The 17,952-nt window shown below is 37.7% G+C and carries 18 protein-coding genes and 1 pseudogene; 18 read left to right on the forward strand and 1 reads right to left on the reverse strand.

Going from position 1 to position 17,952, the window contains the following annotated elements; genetic code table 11:
• Positions 1 to 14 precede the first annotated feature (14 nt).
• Positions 15 to 713, reverse strand: a complete 699-nt coding sequence (locus EL101_RS07515; RefSeq protein WP_096596279.1) for a queuosine precursor transporter — start codon at positions 711 to 713, stop codon at positions 15 to 17.
• A gap of 226 nt (positions 714 to 939) precedes the next feature.
• On the opposite strand from EL101_RS07515, the gene EL101_RS07520 reads away from it, so the two are divergent.
• The 18 genes and pseudogenes from EL101_RS07520 to sucB all read left to right on the forward strand — a co-directional run bounded on the left by EL101_RS07520 (position 940) and on the right by sucB (position 17,535).
• A complete protein-coding gene (locus EL101_RS07520) occupies positions 940 to 1,125 on the forward strand; it encodes a zinc-finger domain-containing protein (protein ID WP_096541144.1) in 186 nt (61 codons plus the stop codon).
• 31 nt (positions 1,126 to 1,156) lie between these two features.
• Positions 1,157 to 2,275, forward strand: a complete 1,119-nt coding sequence (locus EL101_RS07525) for a virulence factor (RefSeq protein WP_096596280.1) — start codon at positions 1,157 to 1,159, stop codon at positions 2,273 to 2,275.
• Positions 2,276 to 2,299: 24 nt separating this feature from the next.
• Positions 2,300 to 2,740 (forward strand): bacilliredoxin BrxA, encoded by a 441-nt coding sequence (brxA, locus tag EL101_RS07530; protein ID WP_019165322.1) that lies wholly within the window; start codon positions 2,300 to 2,302, stop codon positions 2,738 to 2,740.
• A 237-nt stretch (positions 2,741 to 2,977) separates the two neighbouring features.
• Positions 2,978 to 3,931 carry a thymidylate synthase gene (locus EL101_RS07535; RefSeq protein ID WP_096596281.1) on the forward strand — a complete coding sequence of 318 codons (954 nt, stop codon included), beginning with the start codon at positions 2,978 to 2,980 and terminating at the stop codon, positions 3,929 to 3,931.
• A gap of 18 nt (positions 3,932 to 3,949) precedes the next feature.
• On the forward strand, positions 3,950 to 4,429 hold the full coding sequence (locus EL101_RS07540) for a dihydrofolate reductase (RefSeq protein ID WP_096596282.1): 480 nt from the start codon (positions 3,950 to 3,952) through the stop codon (positions 4,427 to 4,429).
• Between the two features lie 18 nt (positions 4,430 to 4,447).
• A complete protein-coding gene (locus EL101_RS07545) occupies positions 4,448 to 5,302 on the forward strand; it encodes a DegV family protein (protein WP_096596283.1) in 855 nt (284 codons plus the stop codon).
• 17 nt (positions 5,303 to 5,319) lie between these two features.
• Positions 5,320 to 5,843, forward strand: a pseudogene (msrA, locus tag EL101_RS07550) (peptide-methionine (S)-S-oxide reductase MsrA).
• Entirely contained in the window at positions 5,840 to 6,268 is a 429-nt protein-coding gene (msrB, locus tag EL101_RS07555) for a peptide-methionine (R)-S-oxide reductase MsrB (protein WP_096596285.1), read from the forward strand. The pseudogene msrA and the gene msrB overlap by 4 nt, the downstream one beginning before the upstream one ends.
• Before the next feature lie 13 nt (positions 6,269 to 6,281).
• Positions 6,282 to 6,782 carry a PTS sugar transporter subunit IIA gene (locus EL101_RS07560; protein WP_019165328.1) on the forward strand — a complete coding sequence of 167 codons (501 nt, stop codon included), beginning with the start codon at positions 6,282 to 6,284 and terminating at the stop codon, positions 6,780 to 6,782.
• Entirely contained in the window at positions 6,782 to 7,003 is a 222-nt protein-coding gene (locus EL101_RS07565) for a YozE family protein (RefSeq protein WP_096596286.1), read from the forward strand. The genes EL101_RS07560 and EL101_RS07565 overlap by 1 nt, the downstream gene beginning before the upstream one ends.
• Before the next feature lie 122 nt (positions 7,004 to 7,125).
• Positions 7,126 to 8,583, forward strand: coding sequence for a S41 family peptidase (locus EL101_RS07570; protein WP_373364899.1), 1,458 nt, complete (start codon positions 7,126 to 7,128; stop codon positions 8,581 to 8,583).
• Positions 8,583 to 9,098, forward strand: coding sequence for a GNAT family N-acetyltransferase (locus EL101_RS07575; RefSeq protein ID WP_096596288.1), 516 nt, complete (start codon positions 8,583 to 8,585; stop codon positions 9,096 to 9,098). The genes EL101_RS07570 and EL101_RS07575 overlap by 1 nt, the downstream gene beginning before the upstream one ends.
• A gap of 9 nt (positions 9,099 to 9,107) precedes the next feature.
• Entirely contained in the window at positions 9,108 to 10,178 is a 1,071-nt protein-coding gene (locus EL101_RS07580; protein WP_096596289.1) for an undecaprenyldiphospho-muramoylpentapeptide beta-N-acetylglucosaminyltransferase, read from the forward strand.
• 11 nt (positions 10,179 to 10,189) lie between these two features.
• Entirely contained in the window at positions 10,190 to 10,813 is a 624-nt protein-coding gene (locus EL101_RS07585) for a phosphatase PAP2 family protein (RefSeq protein ID WP_096596290.1), read from the forward strand.
• A 508-nt stretch (positions 10,814 to 11,321) separates the two neighbouring features.
• The gene (locus tag EL101_RS07590) at positions 11,322 to 11,999 is read left to right on the forward strand and encodes a response regulator transcription factor (RefSeq protein ID WP_014613931.1); all 678 of its coding nucleotides are present in this window, start codon (positions 11,322 to 11,324) and stop codon (positions 11,997 to 11,999) included.
• Positions 11,996 to 13,363 (forward strand): HAMP domain-containing histidine kinase, encoded by a 1,368-nt coding sequence (locus EL101_RS07595; RefSeq protein WP_096596291.1) that lies wholly within the window; start codon positions 11,996 to 11,998, stop codon positions 13,361 to 13,363. Before EL101_RS07590 ends, EL101_RS07595 begins: the two co-directional genes overlap by 4 nt.
• Before the next feature lie 93 nt (positions 13,364 to 13,456).
• Entirely contained in the window at positions 13,457 to 16,243 is a 2,787-nt protein-coding gene (locus tag EL101_RS07600; protein ID WP_096596292.1) for a 2-oxoglutarate dehydrogenase E1 component, read from the forward strand.
• Positions 16,244 to 16,257: 14 nt separating this feature from the next.
• A complete protein-coding gene (gene sucB, locus EL101_RS07605) occupies positions 16,258 to 17,535 on the forward strand; it encodes a dihydrolipoyllysine-residue succinyltransferase (RefSeq protein ID WP_096596293.1) in 1,278 nt (425 codons plus the stop codon).
• The last annotated feature ends 417 nt before the right edge of the window (positions 17,536 to 17,952 follow it).

Here is a 17,952-nt window from a genome sequence, read left to right on the forward strand (position 1 = left end):
TAACATATCATGCGTTATAGAGTATCGTCTTTAATTTTGTTGCGACGATAAAGTGACTTTGCCCAATAACCGAATGGGACGTTCATTACAGTCGTTAATAATTTTAATAAATACGTCGTGACGAATATTTCTAGTACGACGCCGTTAGGTAAACTACCATAAAAAGCAATCAATACGAATAGTGCTGTGTCCACAATCGAACTTAACGTTGTACTTCCGTATGCACGAATGAAAAAGGTGCGATCTGAACGAAATACTTTTTTAATCATGTTAAAGACGAGTACATCGATATGTTGCCCAATAATATAGGCGATAATGGATGCGAAAGCGATACGTGGAACGACATCAAAAATTGCTTTCATAGCATCTTGCGCCATGTCGACTTCACTCGGTTGAAACGCGAGCGACACTTGCATTACGATAATCATAATAAAAGTAGACGAAAAGCCGAGCCAAACCGCTTTTTTCGCGACTTTACGACCATAAATATCATTCAAAATGTCTGTTGCAAGATAAATGGATGCGAACATCACATTTCCTAACGTTGCAGAAATTGTAAAAATATCTACTGTTTTAAGCACTTGGATGTTGGCGATAATCGTGCCTATCGCAACCCAAGCATACAAACCTGATTTACCAAAAAGTCGAAACATCACTACCATCAGTGCGAAAGTGATGATAAACGACCCTAAACCTAACCATTCATTATACAATTTAATGACCTCCTAAATTTTGTTACAGCGGGTGTTTAGAAACCGCTTTTCATGATAACTTTTCCATTATAATCAACCGCTTTATATTTTTCAATAACCTTTCGTTATCATTTTCAGACATGACACTTTTCTTAATGTCGCTGAAGATTAAACGCTTCAATGTCCATACAAATCATGTTACGATAGTGAATATTGTACGCACTATATTTACAAAGAGGTGACTTTTGTGCTAACAGACTCTGAGAAGAAGGCCATTGCTACAATCGATCAATTGTCTCAACAATATTGTGAACACTGCTTGGTTAAAGCACACCTTCGAAAGACAAAAGGGAAAACAAAAGCACATCACTTCTGTATCAATGCGTGTTCAATCGGCAAACAAATTCAACAATTAGGCAATGCGCTACAATGAGGGCTGTAGTACATTGACGAGGAGGTTTAACATGGAAATTATTAAGGTCGAACCTACGCCTAGTCCGAATACGATGAAAATTATTTTATCCGAAAAAAGGCAAGACAATCATTCAAAAACTTATACGAAAGTCTCAGATGGTCAGCCTCACTTTATCAACGCCATATTACAAGTTGAAGGTGTGAAATCTGTCTTTCATGTGTTAGATTTTATTGCCGTCGATAAAACACCTAAAGCAGACTGGGAGACTGTGTTACCTCTCGTTACGGCGACGCTCAACCAAGACCAACAACAAAGCGACATGGTGCAACCTGAACCGGATACACATTTTGGTGAGGTTAAAGCTGAAGTACTTAAGTTTAAAAATATTCCTTACCAAGTGAAACTCACAACACCTCAAGAGGAAAAGCGGCAACAACTGAGCGACATGTTCGTCAATGCGATGATCGAAACACAAGAACCGCACGATAATGTTGTCTTTTTACGTAAATGGGAAACATTAGGTGTCCGATATGGTGATTTAGAGGATGTCATGCAAAGTGTCGTCGAAGAAGTCAATGCACTCTATCCTGAACAGGTTTTAAATCAACTCGTGGAAGAGGCGAAAAATACTGATGTCACAGTGCCACAAAAACAATATGAACACGTGACATTAGAAACATATCAACAAGAAGCTGATTGGAAAGCACGTTTACGTATGTTGAAGTCTTTCCCAACACCTACAAGCGATGACTATCCATTACTTGATTATGCCTTGAATGAGGATAAAGTGCCATTACGCCGTGAAGCAGTTGTATTGCTCAGCATGATTGAGGACCGAGAAACTTTGCCATACTTATATAAAGGACTGCACGATAAAAGTCCTGCAGTAAGACGAACAGCTGGTGATAGTTTAAGTGATTTAGGCTTTAAAGAGGCTTTACCTGAAATGGAAAAAGCATTGGATGATCCACAAAAAATTGTGCGATGGCGTGCAGCGATGTTTCTTTTTGATGAAGGTGGACCAGAACAACTGGCAACACTGAAAGTACATCAAAACGACCCAGCTTATGAAGTGAAGTTGCAAATTGAAATGGCGATTACACGTATCGAAAACGGGGAAGAAGCACTTGGATCAGTGTGGAAACAGATCGCAAATCGTCATCAATAAATCAATACAAGGGAGCGCTATAATATGAACGCATATGATGCATATATGAAAGAACTCGCTGCTCAAATGAGAGGCGAATTGACACAAAATGGTTTTGAAAGTTTAGAAAGTGAAGATTCCGTTTCACAATATATGGACAATGTTAATGATGAAGACACGACATTTGTTGTCATTAATTCAACTTGTGGCTGTGCAGCTGGTTTAGCACGTCCTGCAGCTGTAGCCGTAGCAGAACAAAATGAATATAAACCAACGAATAAAGTCACTGTTTTTGCTGGTCAAGATAAAGAAGCAACTGCAAAAATGCGTGAATACATTCAACAAGTGCCTTCAAGTCCTTCATTCGCATTATTCAAAGGGTCTGAGCTCGTTCACTTTATGCCACGTGAACATATCGAAGGTCGTGATATTAATGACATCGCGATGGACATTAAGGACGCATTCGACACACATTGTCGTGCATAATGAAAAAGCTGGAACATGTAATGATGTCATTGTTCCAGCTTTTTTACGCTTCTAAATCAATAGATAGCGTTTTCGGCAAAGGGTAACGATTTGCATCATTTTAACATTGACACGGTAGAGACACTGAATACATTCCGGTTACGCAGCTATACATAAATGCCTACGCAAACGTTGATATCGTTTTGAAAATGGCGCAAAATCGTCTATTATAGATAATAAGAGAAAGAGGTGAATGTCATGAATCCGTTTGATGCAGCTTATCACGATTTATGTAAAGAAGTATTAGAAATTGGCAATCAACGTGATGACCGAACAGCTACGGGAACAATTTCAAAATTTGGACATCAGTTGCGTTTTGACCTTTCAAAAGGCTTCCCATTGTTAACAACAAAAAAAGTCTCTTTTAAACTTGTTGCAACTGAATTGATTTGGTTTATTCGTGGCGATACAAATTTAAGATATTTATTACAATATAATAACAATATTTGGAACGAATGGGCCTTTGAAAAATATGTACAAAGCGCGGATTACACGGGTCCAGACATGACTGATTTTGGCCATAGAGCACAAAGTGACGCAACATTTGCTGAAACTTATCGTGAAGAAATAGCAAAGTTTAAACAACAGATTTTAACTGATGATGATTTTATGAAAAAGCACGGTGATTTAGGCAATGTTTATGGTAAGCAATGGCGTGACTGGGTCAGTGCAGACGGTCAACAATACGATCAATTGAAAACGTTAATTGAACAAATTAAAACGAATCCTAACTCGCGTCGTCATATCATTAGTGCTTGGAATCCTACTGAAATTGAGACAATGGCGTTACCTCCTTGTCATACACTCTTTCAATTTTATGTCCAAGACAATAAGCTGAGCTGTCAACTCTATCAACGGAGCGCCGACATTTTCTTAGGTGTCCCATTTAATATTGCGAGCTATAGCTTATTAACACATTTAATTGCGAAAGAATGTGGCCTTGAAGTAGGCGAGTTTGTCCACACATTTGGTGATGCTCATATTTACAGTAACCATTTAGACGCTGTGAAAACGCAATTAGCACGTTCAAGTTTTGCACCGCCTGAATTAAAAATCAATACAGATCGTTCTATTTTCGACATTGAATATGAAGATTTAGAGATTGTAAATTATGAATCTCATCCAGCGATTAAAGCACCTATCGCGGTATAAACACAAAGGAGTAATCATATGACACTATCTATTTTAGTTGCACATGACCAACAACGTGGCATTGGCTTTGAAGGACAGTTACCGTGGTATTTACCCAATGACTTAAAACATGTTAAAAAACTGACAACTGGACATACTCTCGTAATGGGACGCGCGACATACGAATCTATTGGTAAACCGTTACCGCAACGTAGAAATGTCGTTATTACGAGCAATCCTGATTTCAAACCCGAGGGCGTGGAGGTCATTCATAGCATTGAAGAAATTGATGCGATTGACGACGACCACATCTTTATTTTTGGCGGTCAAACGTTATTCGAAACTTTTATTGACCGTGTTGACGATATGTACATTACTGTTATCGACGACAAATTCCAAGCGGACACATTTTTCCCACCATACACTTTTCAAGATTGGGAAGTGACATCTGCTGTAGAAGGTACTGTGGATGAAAAGAATAAATATCCGCACACTTTTTTACATCTCACTCGAAAGTAATTATTGGAGGTAAGCATTATGCAACAACGTATTATTGTTACAGATTCGACATCTGACTTAGATCACGCTTTTCTGAAGCAACACAATGTCCATATTGTTCCGTTGAGTGTTACAATTAACGGAGAATCTTATGAGGATCAAAAGGACATTTCATCTGAGTCTTTTTCACAATATCTAGGAGACAGCAGCTATGATTTTAAAACGAGCCAACCTCCAATTGGAAGATTTGTAGAAACATATGAAAAGCTGGGTCAAAATGGCGCAGAAATTATTAGTATTCATCTTTCATCGGGTTTAAGTGGCACATATCAAACCGCTGTTCAAGCGAGTGAAATGGTTGACGCTAAAGTGACAGTTATTGATTCTAAATCGATTTCTTTCGGCTTGGGCTATCAACTTCAAAATGCGATTCGCTGGGTTGAAGAAGGCGTACCAACAGAGGAAATTGTCTCAAAACTTCAAAACTTACAAAAAAACATTCAGCTTTACGTGATTATCGGTCAATTAGATCAACTCATTAAAGGGGGCCGTATTAGTAAAGCAAAAGGTTTAATTGGTAACCTCATGAAAATCAAGCCAATCGGTTCATTGATTGACGGTAAGCTAGAAATGATTCATAATGCGCGTACACAAAACGCTTGTATTAAATATGTACTCAAAGATTTAAAACCGTTTGTCGGTGATGCATCTATTAAATCTGTAGGTATTTCACATGCAAAAGCAAAAGATTTCATGGATAAATTTAAAGAAACATTAGATGAAACTTTTACGGTTCAAAACTTTGATTTTGGACACACGACACCTGTCATTTCGACACATACAGGTGCGGGGGCCATTGGTTTAGTTGTCCTTAAAGATTCATCTGATTCATAATAATGGAGGTGTCAAGCATGGCTTTAGCAACTTTAGCAGGAGGATGTTTTGGTGTCTCGTTAAACCTTTTGATACATTTGACGGCGTTGAACGAGTCACATCAGGTTATAGCGGTGGGACAGTAGAAAATCCAACTTATGAACAGGTTTGTACAAATACAACAGGCCATGTAGAGGCTGTACAAATTGAATACGATGACAATGTGATCAGTTATGATGACATTTTAGATATATATTTCAAAACGTTTGATCCAACAGATAAAAACGGTCAATTTTTTGATAGAGGCGACAGTTATCGACCTGTCATTTTTTATCACGATGAAGCGCAACAACAAGCCGCTTTGAGTAAAATTGATGCGTTAAATCAATCCCAAATTTTTAGCGATCCTGTGGTGACACCTGTCGAAGCATACCGTAATTTTTATCCAGCAGAAGAAGCACATCAAGATTATTATAAAAAACATCCGCTTCACTATGCACAATATCAACGTGGATCAGGACGTAAAGCGTTTATTGAAAAACATTGGGGGAATCAAGCATGATTAAAAAAGATAAAAAAGATTTAACAGACTTAGAGTACCTCGTCACACAACAAGATGGCACAGAACCACCTTTTCAAAATGAATATTGGAATCACTTTGAAAAGGGCGTCTATGTGGACAAACTTTCTGGCAAACCGTTGTTTACGTCAGATGATAAATTTGAGTCTGACTGTGGTTGTCCAAGTTTTTCAAAAGCTATCGACGACCAAGAGATTATTGAACTGGTAGACAAATCGTTTGGCATGTTAAGAACAGAAGTCCGCTCTGAAGGCAGCAACAGTCATTTAGGACACGTGTTCAACGACGGCCCGAAAGAACGTGGTGGCTTGCGCTATTGTATCAATTCTGCTGCAATCCAATTCATACCGTATGAAAAGCTCGAATCGTTAGGCTATGGTGATTTAGTCAAACTTTTCGACCAATAAAGGAGCGAGTTTTATGTTTAAGAAATTATTCGGAAAAAGTGAAGAAGCAAATAAGGAAATTCAAGTTTATGCACCAATGACTGGCGAATATGTCAAAATTGAAGACATTCCTGACCCTGTTTTTGCTCAAAAAATGATGGGTGATGGTTTTGGTATACGCCCAACTGAAGGCAAAGTCGTGTCTCCAATTGCTGGTGTAGTCGACAACGTTTTCCCTACCAAACATGCGATTGGTTTAAAAGCAGACAACGGTTTAGAAGTCCTTGTTCATATCGGTTTAGACACCGTTCAATTAAATGGTGAAGGTTTTGAAACATTAGTCAATAGCGGAGATACGGTAAAAGTAGGCGACCCACTGGTTACATTTGACGTTGATTATATTGACCAACATGCAAAATCTATCGTATCACCTGTGATCATTACAAATACAGATCAAACAGCAGCTATTGCGATTCAACAAGCAGCACAACTGAACAAAGGCGAGACATCAGTGATTGAAGTGACAATGAAATAATGAAAAATGTCTCATTCTATCAATTTGCATTAAATGTTCGTGGTCGTAAGGATGATGCTGGACAACTCGCAGAACAAATATTCCAAGATTTGTCCTTTCCAAAATACGATAAAGATTTCGATGCGTTATCTGAATACATTGAGACAGAAGGCAATTTCACATTACCGATGTCTGTTTTTGATGACTTGTATGAAGAATATCAGGAATGGCTTCAATTTTAAGTGATTGCTAAAGATTTGACACGCATAAATTTTGAGGGTGCTGGCAGAAGATGTCTCACCCTTTTTCTTTATGTCACACCGTTAAATCAACTGTCGCCTATGCGCACGATTATAATGCAAAAATGGATTTAACGAGAAGGGCGGAAAACAGATTGAAAGATTCACCAAATCAAAGAAAAACACCTCGATATGTCTCATTAAAAATATTTATTTTAAGTCTCATCCTTACAGTATTATTGACAGGATTAATTGTTTTTGGGGTCAATTACTTTTTCCAGCAATACAGTAAAGATGAAAAAATAAGTGAGAATGCTCAAAAATTAAGTGAAGTTTATGAAATATTGGCGTCCGATTTTTATCAAAAGCAAGATAAAGACCAGTTGCTAGATGAAGCCATTCAGGGGATGACCAAAAGTTTGAAAGACCCTTACACCGAATATTTATCAAAAGAACAAACAGCTTCTTTTCATGAAGATGTTTCCGGTGATTTCGTCGGTATTGGTGCGGAGTTGCAACAAAAAGGAAAGCAAATCATCATTACGAGTCCTATGCAAGATTCACCTGCTGAAAAAGCTGGTTTGAAACCACGTGATGAACTGATTGCAATCGATGGCAAGTCAGTTAAAGGAAAAACGCTTGATGCGATTATTCCTAAAATCCGTGGTAAAAAAGGGACTGAAGTGAAATTAACGGTGAGACGTAACGGTGAAGAAAAACAACTCACTGTGACGAGAGATACCATACATGTCAAAAGTGTTAAATATGAAAAACATGGCAATGTCGGTGTGTTTAAAATTAATAAATTCCAAGAAGGTACAGCAGGAGAGTTAAAATCTGCCATACAGCAAGCGCAAAAATCAGGCATTAAAAATATCGTCCTTGATTTACGTAACAACCCAGGTGGTCTCCTGGATGAAGCTGTAAAAATGGCAAATATTTTCCTTGATCAAGATGAAACGGTCGTTCAATTAGAAAAAGGCGATCAAAAAGAAGCCATCAAAACATCAAATGCGCCGTTAGAAGATGTGAAAGATTTAAAAGTATCCATTTTACTTAATGAAGGTTCAGCAAGTGCTTCCGAAGTCTTTGCTGGTGCACTCCACGATCATAAAGTAGCCAAGATTTATGGTGAAAAATCATTCGGTAAAGGGATTGTACAGACGACACGTGAGTTTGAAGATGGTTCGTTATTAAAATTCACTGAAATGAAATGGCTCACACCTAATGGTCATTACATTCACGGTAAAGGGATTCAACCTGATGTCCCTGTAAAAGGTGCAGATTATGAGAATATTTCTATGATTCCTTCCAAAACAACGTATCAACAAGGACAAGAAGACAAACATATTAAATCGATAAAAATCGGTCTTAAAGCACTCGGCTATGACGTCGGTACTATTGATGAACATTATGACGCCCAATTGACTGCCGCAGTAAAACAATTCCAACAAAAAAATGATTTAACGGCAAATGGAATGTTTAACAAAGAGACAAATGGTGTATTTACAGAAAGACTTGTCGAGAAAGCGTCGTCTGAAGATCCGATGCTAGAACAAACATTGAAAAAAGTAGAGGAGTGATGGCCTTGTTAAGAAAAGCAACATTACAAGATCTCGATACGATTGAACAATTGACTGAAGAAGCAAAAACACTCATGATTAAAGATGACAATCCACAATGGGACCATCGCTACCCTTTAAAGACCCATTTTAAAACGGATATTGAATCCGGCAGTCTCTTTGTCTATGATGAAGATGACGTGATTCAAGGGTTTATTGTGATTGATCAACAAGCACCCGACTGGTATGACACACTCGAATGGCCAGTTGACAAATCACAAGCATACGTGATTCATCGCCTTGTAGCTTCACCGCAATATCGCGGAACAGCTCAAGCGTTGATGACCTTTGCGATTGCATTAGCGAAAGAACACAACGTTGATATTTTATTAACAGATACTTTTTCACAAAATCAACGTGCACAACGCTTATTTGATAAATATGGATTCATTAAAATCGGTGAAATGACAAGCACAGAATTTCCTTTTGATAAAGGCAAACCATTTTACGCATACTATAAAAAATTAACAGAATAGAGGGTTATTATGGTAAAAATTGCATTTACAGGTGGCGGTACCGTTGGGCATGTGTCCGTGAATTTAAGTTTGATACCGACTGCACTCGAAAAAGGGCACGAAGCATTTTATATTGGTTCCAAACAAGGCATCGAACGAGAAATGATTACATCTCAGCTTCCTGAAACGACTTATTATCCGATTTCAAGTGGGAAATTACGTCGTTACTTATCTGTTGAAAATTTGAAAGATGTCTTTAAAGTCGTCAAAGGCATTGGAGATGCACGTAAAGCATTAAAACGCGAACGTCCTGACATCGTATTTTCAAAAGGTGGCTTCGTATCTGTTCCTGTCATACTCGCAGCGAAGTCACTGAACATTCCAACCATCGTTCATGAATCAGATTTAACACCAGGACTAGCCAACAAGATTGCAATTAAGTTTGCGAAACGACTCTATACCACTTTTGAAGATACGTTAAAATACGTGCCACGCGAAAAATCAGACTTTGTAGGCGCAACGATTCGTGAAGATTTAAAACACGGTCATCAACAAAATGGTTATGCATTGACAGGCTTCACACCTAATAAAAAGACCTTACTCGTGATGGGTGGCAGTATGGGGAGTTTGAAAATTAATGAAGCCATTCGTCGTCATTTAGATGAATTACTACAAACGTACCAAATTATTCATCTGACTGGGAAAGGTCTCGTCGCTTCAAATATTAACCAAGAAGGCTACATGCAGTATGAGTTCGTTAAAGAAGAATTAACCGACTTATTAGCGATTACTGATACCGTCGTGTCAAGAGCGGGTGCAAATGCGATCTATGAGTTTTTGACATTACGTCTTCCTATGTTACTCATCCCACTCGGTCTCGATCAATCTCGTGGTGACCAAATCGACAATGCGAAATACTTTGAAAAACAAGGCTACGCGACGATGTTAGATGAGTCGGAATTGTCGAGTGACACGTTATTACCTGCATTAGCCAAACTTGAAAAAAACCGACATCAGTATATTCAAAATATGGAAAGTTTTACAGAAAGCTATACGCGTCATGATTTACTCGACAAAATCATTCAAGACGCACTTCAATAGGAGGTTGGCGTATGACACATTGGAAGAAGATTTCTTTGTTAATCGTCTTCACATTAATATTTTCAATGATTGCGATGTTTCATGAATCGCGTCTCGGTAAATGGATTGATAATGAAGTATACAATTTGATTTATGCGTCAGAAAGCTTTATTTCAACGGCCATCTTCTTCGGTGCCACGCAAATTGGCGAAGTATGGGCGATGATAACATTATCACTCGTCATGGTTGCATTGTTGATGCTCTACCGCTATAAAATTGAGGCGCTCTTTTTCGCATTAACAATGCTGTTATCAGGCGTGTCGAACCCTATTTTGAAAAATATTTTTGACAGAGAACGTCCAACTTTATTACGTTTAATTGATATTTCAGGGTTCAGCTTTCCAAGTGGTCATGCGATGGGATCAACAGCCTTTTTCGGAAGTGTGATTTACGTCGCGCACCGCATCCTAAAAGGAAAAGCAAAAAGTGTGGCCATGACGTTAAGTGTGTTGATGATTGTCCTTATTTCGAGCTCACGCGTCTATCTTGGCGTACATTACCCAACTGATATTATGGCTGGTATTGTCGGAGGGCTTTTCTGTATCGTATTGACACAACTTATCCTACGACACCCATTAGCGCAAACTAAAATATAATGAATCAAGAACTGTCTTTCATGAGGAGAGGCAGTTCTTTTTATATGCGATCGTTATCATAGTATCTTATTTCTTTCACTAAATTTCATCTTTTCAAGCCAAATCATTTGATTACTGAGAAAATATAACGGTCATATCGTATTGTTCGCTTGCATTATCTTTCTTTTTAAAACACGGATAGCCACGTGTACAAAAGAGAGGCCATGACATCAACATTTTTTCTCTTTCTCATTCAAACATACACAATAAAAGCCGCCGCATAAACTGCGACGGCTTTTATTTAACGTTTAATATCAACGAATTTTTATACGGGCATATAAAAGGGGATATTATTGAAAATGACTCAATCATAAGAACGAATTGTAGTGGGGGGTCGTTGGGATTGATAATCATTTTCAATTACATTATAACGCATTGAGAATCATTGTCAATTAAAAATGCAAAATTTTTTTAAAAAACTTTCGTCTTCTTTATTTTTAGCATATGATTAGGGGGAGAGGTGGCTAATATGAAAAAAGTACTTATTATTGAAGACGAACAAAATTTAGCACGTTTTATTGAACTTGAATTTAAGCATGAAAATTATGAAGTAGAAGTGAAATATGACGGCGTATCTGGTTTGAACCGTGCATTGCAGCATGACTTTGATTTAATACTCTTAGATTTGATGTTACCAGAAATGGACGGCTTAGAAGTTTGTAAAAGATTAAGAACACAAAAAGATACACCGATTATTATGATTACTGCGAAAGGTGAAATATACGATAAAGTTACTGGATTAGATATCGGTGCAGATGATTACATCGTTAAACCATTTGAAATTGAAGAGCTATTAGCTAGAAGCCGCGCACTCATCCGTCGTTATTCAGATGAGAATGTGTCCGATACGAATGTTGTGGAAATTGATGGTATTAAAATTGATAAGAGTGCTTTCCATGTCACTTATCAAAGTGAAAAACTGGAATTAACGAAAACAGAATTTGATTTATTATTACTCCTCGCTGAAAATAAAAATCGCGTCCTTCATCGTGAACAAATTTTAGATCACGTCTGGGGATATGAATCTGAAGTCGAAACGAATGTGGTGGATGTGTATATTCGATATTTAAGAAATAAGTTAAAACGCATAGATAAGCAAAAATTGATTGAAACTGTGCGTGGTGTCGGCTATGTGATTCGTCAATGAAACAATCAACACTCAAGACAAAGTGGACTTTTGTAACGACGCTCATTACATTTCTTATTATTTTCATCTTTTGCTTGCTGATCATTTATGCGATTAGCAGCTTGTTGAAGCAAAATGAATTTGATAAAGCAGAAAGAAGCGCTGATGATCTATACAATTTGCTTGAAACGAAACCGGTCAAAAATATTACTGCATTAGAATTCAGTTCCGTCCTTGATAACTATCAAAAAGTGATATTATACAATAAACGTGGCAAAAAAATATTTGAAAATGTCAGTACAACGAATGTAAAGTTCACACCACCATTTCAAGCTTATGATACACGTAATATTAAAATTTTACGCACAGATAAGGGGTCTTTCATCATCGTATCGACACCGATTAATACGCCTTACTTTAAAGGACACGCAACCATTGTCCATTCATTAGAAGAGTACGATGATTTATTAAACTTTATCACGTATCTTGCCCTGACATTTGGACTGATTGCATTATTCGTGACCGCATCACTCAGTTATTTCTTTTCATCTCAAATTACCCAACCCATTAATATTATTACTGAAAAGATGACACAAATTCGGCGTAATGGATTCCAAGAAAAACTTCAAGTCCCAACCAACTATGAAGAAACAGATGCGCTTATCGATACTTTTAACAGTATGATGATGAAATTAGAGAGTTCATTTAACCAACAACGTCAATTTGTAGAAGACGCTTCACACGAATTGCGAACACCACTTCAAATTATCCAAGGACACTTAAATCTAATTCAGCGCTGGGGTAAGAAAGATCCTGACATTTTAGAAGAGTCTCTGAATATCTCCATCGAGGAAATGAATCGGATTACGAAACTCGTTGAAGAATTATTGCTACTCACTAAAGATGATACGAGATCAACTGAAAATCAAACTGAAAAAGTCGATGTGAATAATGAAATTAGAAGTCGGCTTCACGCACTACAACAAATTCATCCAGATTATCAACTCGACTTTCATACGAGTCAAGACTTTATATACTTAGATATTAATTCTTTCCACTTAGAACAAATTTTACTTATTTTTCTTGATAACGCGATTAAATATGACACACAAAATAAGCATATTTCTATTAAAACGAAACTCATTAGCAATCAAGTTGTGATTAAAATTACAGACCGTGGCTTAGGTATCCCTCAAGCAGACCAAGAACACATCTTTGACAGGTTTTATCGTGTAGACAAATCACGCTCACGCCAGCAAGGAGGAAACGGTTTAGGACTCTCTATTGCACATAAAATGGTGACGTTGTATCATGGCCGAATTTCAGTCGAAAGTGAAGTCGGGTATTTTACAACATTTACCATCAGTTTTGATTCGGGCGGATAAGTACAATTATCTGGCTTTTTGCCTTTAAATGTTCACATTTTAATGCTATTATTGACCTGTAAGCGTTTTTATTTTTTCTGTGGAGGGTGGATTATGAAGAACGATAAACAGGTGACAGAGGCACCTGTAAACTTCGGCACAAATTTAGGACTCATTTTAGAGTTATACGATCAATTTTTAGAAGATCCTAGTTCTGTGACTGAAGATTTACAAGTTCTCTTTAGTACAATTAAAGATGGTGAAGCGACAACATCATCAGCAACCGAATCAAGCTCAGGAGATAGTACGATCAAGCGTGTGATGCGTTTAATCGATAATATTAGACAATACGGTCATTTAGAAGCTGATATTTATCCAGTGAACGCACCAGAGCGTACAAATATTCCTAAATTAAATCCTGAAGACTTTAACTTAGATCAAGCAACATTAGAAAACATTTCAGCTGAAATCGTCTCTGATCATTTTAAAGATATTTACGATAATGCCTATGAAGCTATTGAACGTATGGAAGAACGTTATAAGGGGCCAATTGCTTTCGAATATACACATATTAACAATAATAAAGAACGTGTATGGCTAAAACGTCGTATTGAAACACCATATAAAGCAAGCCTTAATAAAGAAGAAAAAATCAAGCTTTTCAAACTTCTGGCACACGTTGAAGGCTTTGAGAAATACCTTCACAAGAACTTTGTAGGTGCAAAAAGATTTTCAATCCAAGGCGTCAATACCCTCGTACCTATGATCACTCAAACAATTAAACGTGCTGCTGAAGAAGAAATTTCAAATATTCAAATTGGTATGGCACACCGTGGACGTTTAAATGTTTTAACGCATGTGCTACAAAAGCCATATGAGATGATGCTTTCAGAATTTATGCATACGGATCCAATGAAATTTTTACCAGAAGATGGTAGCTTATCTATCACTTCAGGTTGGACAGGTGACGTTAAATATCACTTAGGTGGCATTAAAACGATTAATGACCATGGTATTGAACAAAAAATCACATTAGCGAACAACCCAAGTCATCTAGAAGTCGTTGCACCTGTAGTGACAGGACGTACTAGAGCTGCCCAAGACCAAACAGATTATGCGGGTAAAGTGCAAACTCATTTTTCAAATGCAATGCCGATTATCGTGCATGGTGATGCTGCATATCCTGGTCAAGGTGTGAACTTTGAAACGATGAACCTTGGTAATTTAGACGGGTTCTCAACAGGTGGGACATTGCACATTATTACGAATAACCGTATCGGATTCACAACAGATCCAGAAGACGGGCGTTCAACAACGTATGCAACAGATGTGGCTAAAGGGTATGATGTACCGATTATGCATGTGAACGCTGATAATGTTGAAGCGACAATTGAAGCGATTGATATTGCAATGGAATTTAGAAAAGCATTCAATAAAGATGTCGTGATTGACTTAGTTGGTTACCGTCGTTTCGGTCATAATGAAATGGACGAGCCTACATTAACGAACCCATTACCATATAAACAAATTCAGAAGCATGATACGTCTGAAGTGATTTATGGTAAACAACTTGTAGATGAAGGCATTATGAGCCAAGACGAAATAGACGAAGTGATGCAAAACGTTCAAAAAGAAATGCGTACAGCGCATGACAAAATCGATAAAAACGACAAAAATGACAATACAGATATGAGCATTCCTGATAGTATTTCTGAGCCTTTAAAAAACAATGACTCTGAACTGTCATTTGATCGCTTAAAAGAAATTAACGATGCAATGTTTAACTATCCAGAAGGTTTCAACATTTTCAAAAAGTTAAATCGTATTCTTGAACAACGTAAGCAACCATTTGAAAGTGAAGAAGGCTTAGTGGACTGGGCTCATGCCGAACAACTTGCATTTGCGACAGTCATGCAAGAAGGCACACCAATTCGTATGACAGGTCAAGATTCTGAACGTGGTACATTTAGCCATCGTCATGCGGTGTTACATGACCAAGAAAATGGCGACACATTTACGCCGTTACAACACGTACCAGATCAAAAAGCGACGTTCGACATTCATAACTCTCCATTATCAGAAGCTGCAGTTGTAGGCTTTGAATATGGCTATAATGTTCAAAATCCGTCATCATTTAACATTTGGGAAGCACAGTTTGGTGACTTCGCGAATATGGCGCAAATGTATTTTGACAACTTCATTTTCTCTGGTAATGCAAAATGGGGTGAATCTTCAGGTTTAACGTTCTTGTTACCACATTCATTTGAAGGACAAGGACCTGAACATTCATCAGCACGTTTAGAGCGTTTCTTACAATTGGCAGCTGAAAACAATATGACGATTTGTAACTTATCAAGTTCAGCCAACTACTTCCACTTATTACGTGCCCAAGCAGCAAGCCTAGGAACTGACGCAATGAGACCATTAGTTGTCATGTCTCCAAAAGGTTTATTACGTAATAAAACAGTAGCGCAACCAATCAGTGCATTTACATCTGGTGGATTTGAACCAATTCTCCCAGAAGCACACGAAGCTAAAAAGGTTAAAAAAGTCATTCTCGCATCAGGCAAAATGTTTATCGACTTGAAAGAAAAATTAGCTGAATCACCAAACGAATCGATTTTACTTGTAGCTGTTGAACGACTCTATCCTTTCCCAGAAGAAGAAATTCGATCAATTCTCGAAACACTTCCAAACCTTAAAACAGTCGCATGGGTTCAAGAAGAGCCGCAAAACCAAGGGGCATGGCATTATGCTTATCCAATGTTGAGTGACATCGTTGGCGATCAATACGAATTGACTTATCACGGTAGAAAACATAGAGCTGCACCTGCCGAGGGTGATGGTGAAATTCATAAACTTGTTCAAAATAATATCATTGAAAATAGTTTAAATATTTAGGGGGCATATAAAAAATGGCAGAGGTAAAAGTTCCAGAATTAGCAGAATCGATTACGGAAGGTACCATTGCAGAATGGTTAAAACAAGTAGGTGACACTGTTGAAAAAGGTGAAGCTATCCTTGAATTAGAAACAGACAAAGTGAATGTCGAAGTGGTTTCTGAAGAAGAAGGTACAATTCAAGAATTACTTGCTGAAGAAGGCGACACAGTAGAAGTCGGCCAAGCCATTGCAGTAGTGGGTGAAGGTGGCGCTGCTCAACCTTCAAGTGATGATTCAAAAGCTGACTCAAAAGACGCGTCAAATCAATCAGAACAACAGGCGTCAGACAAACAAGCGCAAAAAGAAGAAAAGTCATCTTCAGACAAAGAAAGCCAAAGCAGTTCTTCAAACGAACGTATTAATGCAACACCTTCAGCACGTCGCGCGGCACGTGAAAAAGGCATTAGCTTAAGTGAAGTGAATGGCAAAGCAAATGATGTCGTTCGTAAAGAAGATGTTGAACGTGGCTCACAACAAAAATCAACAGGCGCTGCTCAATCTAAAGAAAAAGAAGCTGCTGCACCACAAGCACCTAAAACACCATCAAAACCAGTCATTCGTGAAAAAATGAGTCGTAGAAAACAAACTGCAGCTAAAAAATTATTAGAAGTAAGCAATAACACTGCAATGTTAACGACATTCAATGAAGTAGACATGACGAATGTGATGGCGCTCCGTAAACGTAAAAAAGACAAATTTATGGAAGATCATGACGGTACGAAACTTGGCTTCATGTCATTCTTCACAAAAGCAGCGGTTGCCGCATTGAAACGTTACCCTGAAGTGAACGCTGAAATCGATGGCGACTACATGGTAACAAAACAATACTACGATATCGGTATTGCCGTATCGACACCAGGCGGTTTACTCGTACCGAACGTAAGAGATTGCGATAAGAAAAACTTTGCAGAAATCGAACAAGAAATTGCCAACTTAGCGGCAAAAGCACGCGATAATAAATTGACATTGGATGACATGATGAATGGTTCATTCACAATTACAAATGGTGGTATTTTCGGTTCAATGATGTCTACACCAATTATCAACGGTAGTCAAGCTGCAATTTTAGGTATGCACTCTATTATTACGAGACCGGTTGCGATTGATCAAGATAAGATTGAAAACCGTCCAATGATGTATATCGCATTAAGTTATGACCATAGAATTATCGATGGAAAAGAAGCCGTAAGTTTCTTGAAAATGATTAAAGAGTTAATTGAAAACCCAGAAGATTTATTATTAGAGTCTTAATTTATATTTGATTAAGAGGGCAAGGCAAAATTTTGATGATTTGATTCTTAGTTTTGCTATACTTGCCCTCTTTTGTATGTACTTATTTTTACAATTGCCAAGATTGGCTCGCGTTCTTAGGGGCTGAACCTTCAACTAACCAACGCTTTTATTGTACTGTTACATTGGTTGAAGCGTTGGTGGATTTTCCGGTTCAGCTCATCCCTCAAGAGTCTCGCCATCTTGGCAATTTTACGTTAGCATACGGATAAAATGGAAGGTCTTATCAAATGAATACTAAAACATATCAAAATTTTACAACCCTTTATCATATGGTTATTAAAATAATTGTTTTTGCCTTTTTGAATATTAATGACTGATCCCTCGGGAGTCTCACCCACCTTGGCAATTTCTCCTCATATGAGTACCAAAAAACAG

This window comes from Staphylococcus delphini (assembly GCF_900636325.1).
Taxonomy (GTDB): domain Bacteria; phylum Bacillota; class Bacilli; order Staphylococcales; family Staphylococcaceae; genus Staphylococcus; species Staphylococcus delphini.

Excerpts from the sequence above, each read along its gene's own strand:
- EL101_RS07565 (WP_096596286.1), top strand. The coding sequence starts at position 6,782 with ATGAAAAATGTCTCATTCTATCAATTTGCATTAAATGTTCGTGGTCGT.
- EL101_RS07575 (WP_096596288.1), top strand. The coding sequence starts at position 8,583 with ATGGCCTTGTTAAGAAAAGCAACATTACAAGATCTCGATACGATTGAA.
- EL101_RS07580 (WP_096596289.1), top strand. The coding sequence starts at position 9,108 with ATGGTAAAAATTGCATTTACAGGTGGCGGTACCGTTGGGCATGTGTCC.
- EL101_RS07540 (WP_096596282.1), top strand. The coding sequence starts at position 3,950 with ATGACACTATCTATTTTAGTTGCACATGACCAACAACGTGGCATTGGC.
- EL101_RS07525 (WP_096596280.1), top strand. The coding sequence starts at position 1,157 with ATGGAAATTATTAAGGTCGAACCTACGCCTAGTCCGAATACGATGAAA.
- brxA (WP_019165322.1), top strand. The coding sequence starts at position 2,300 with ATGAACGCATATGATGCATATATGAAAGAACTCGCTGCTCAAATGAGA.
- EL101_RS07560 (WP_019165328.1), top strand. The coding sequence starts at position 6,282 with ATGTTTAAGAAATTATTCGGAAAAAGTGAAGAAGCAAATAAGGAAATT.
- EL101_RS07570 (WP_373364899.1), top strand. The coding sequence starts at position 7,126 with ATGGATTTAACGAGAAGGGCGGAAAACAGATTGAAAGATTCACCAAAT.
- EL101_RS07595 (WP_096596291.1), top strand. The coding sequence starts at position 11,996 with ATGAAACAATCAACACTCAAGACAAAGTGGACTTTTGTAACGACGCTC.
- EL101_RS07535 (WP_096596281.1), top strand. The coding sequence starts at position 2,978 with ATGAATCCGTTTGATGCAGCTTATCACGATTTATGTAAAGAAGTATTA.
- EL101_RS07600 (WP_096596292.1), top strand. The coding sequence starts at position 13,457 with ATGAAGAACGATAAACAGGTGACAGAGGCACCTGTAAACTTCGGCACA.
- EL101_RS07590 (WP_014613931.1), top strand. The coding sequence starts at position 11,322 with ATGAAAAAAGTACTTATTATTGAAGACGAACAAAATTTAGCACGTTTT.
- EL101_RS07585 (WP_096596290.1), top strand. The coding sequence starts at position 10,190 with ATGACACATTGGAAGAAGATTTCTTTGTTAATCGTCTTCACATTAATA.
- msrB (WP_096596285.1), top strand. The coding sequence starts at position 5,840 with ATGATTAAAAAAGATAAAAAAGATTTAACAGACTTAGAGTACCTCGTC.
- EL101_RS07545 (WP_096596283.1), top strand. The coding sequence starts at position 4,448 with ATGCAACAACGTATTATTGTTACAGATTCGACATCTGACTTAGATCAC.
- sucB (WP_096596293.1), top strand. The coding sequence starts at position 16,258 with ATGGCAGAGGTAAAAGTTCCAGAATTAGCAGAATCGATTACGGAAGGT.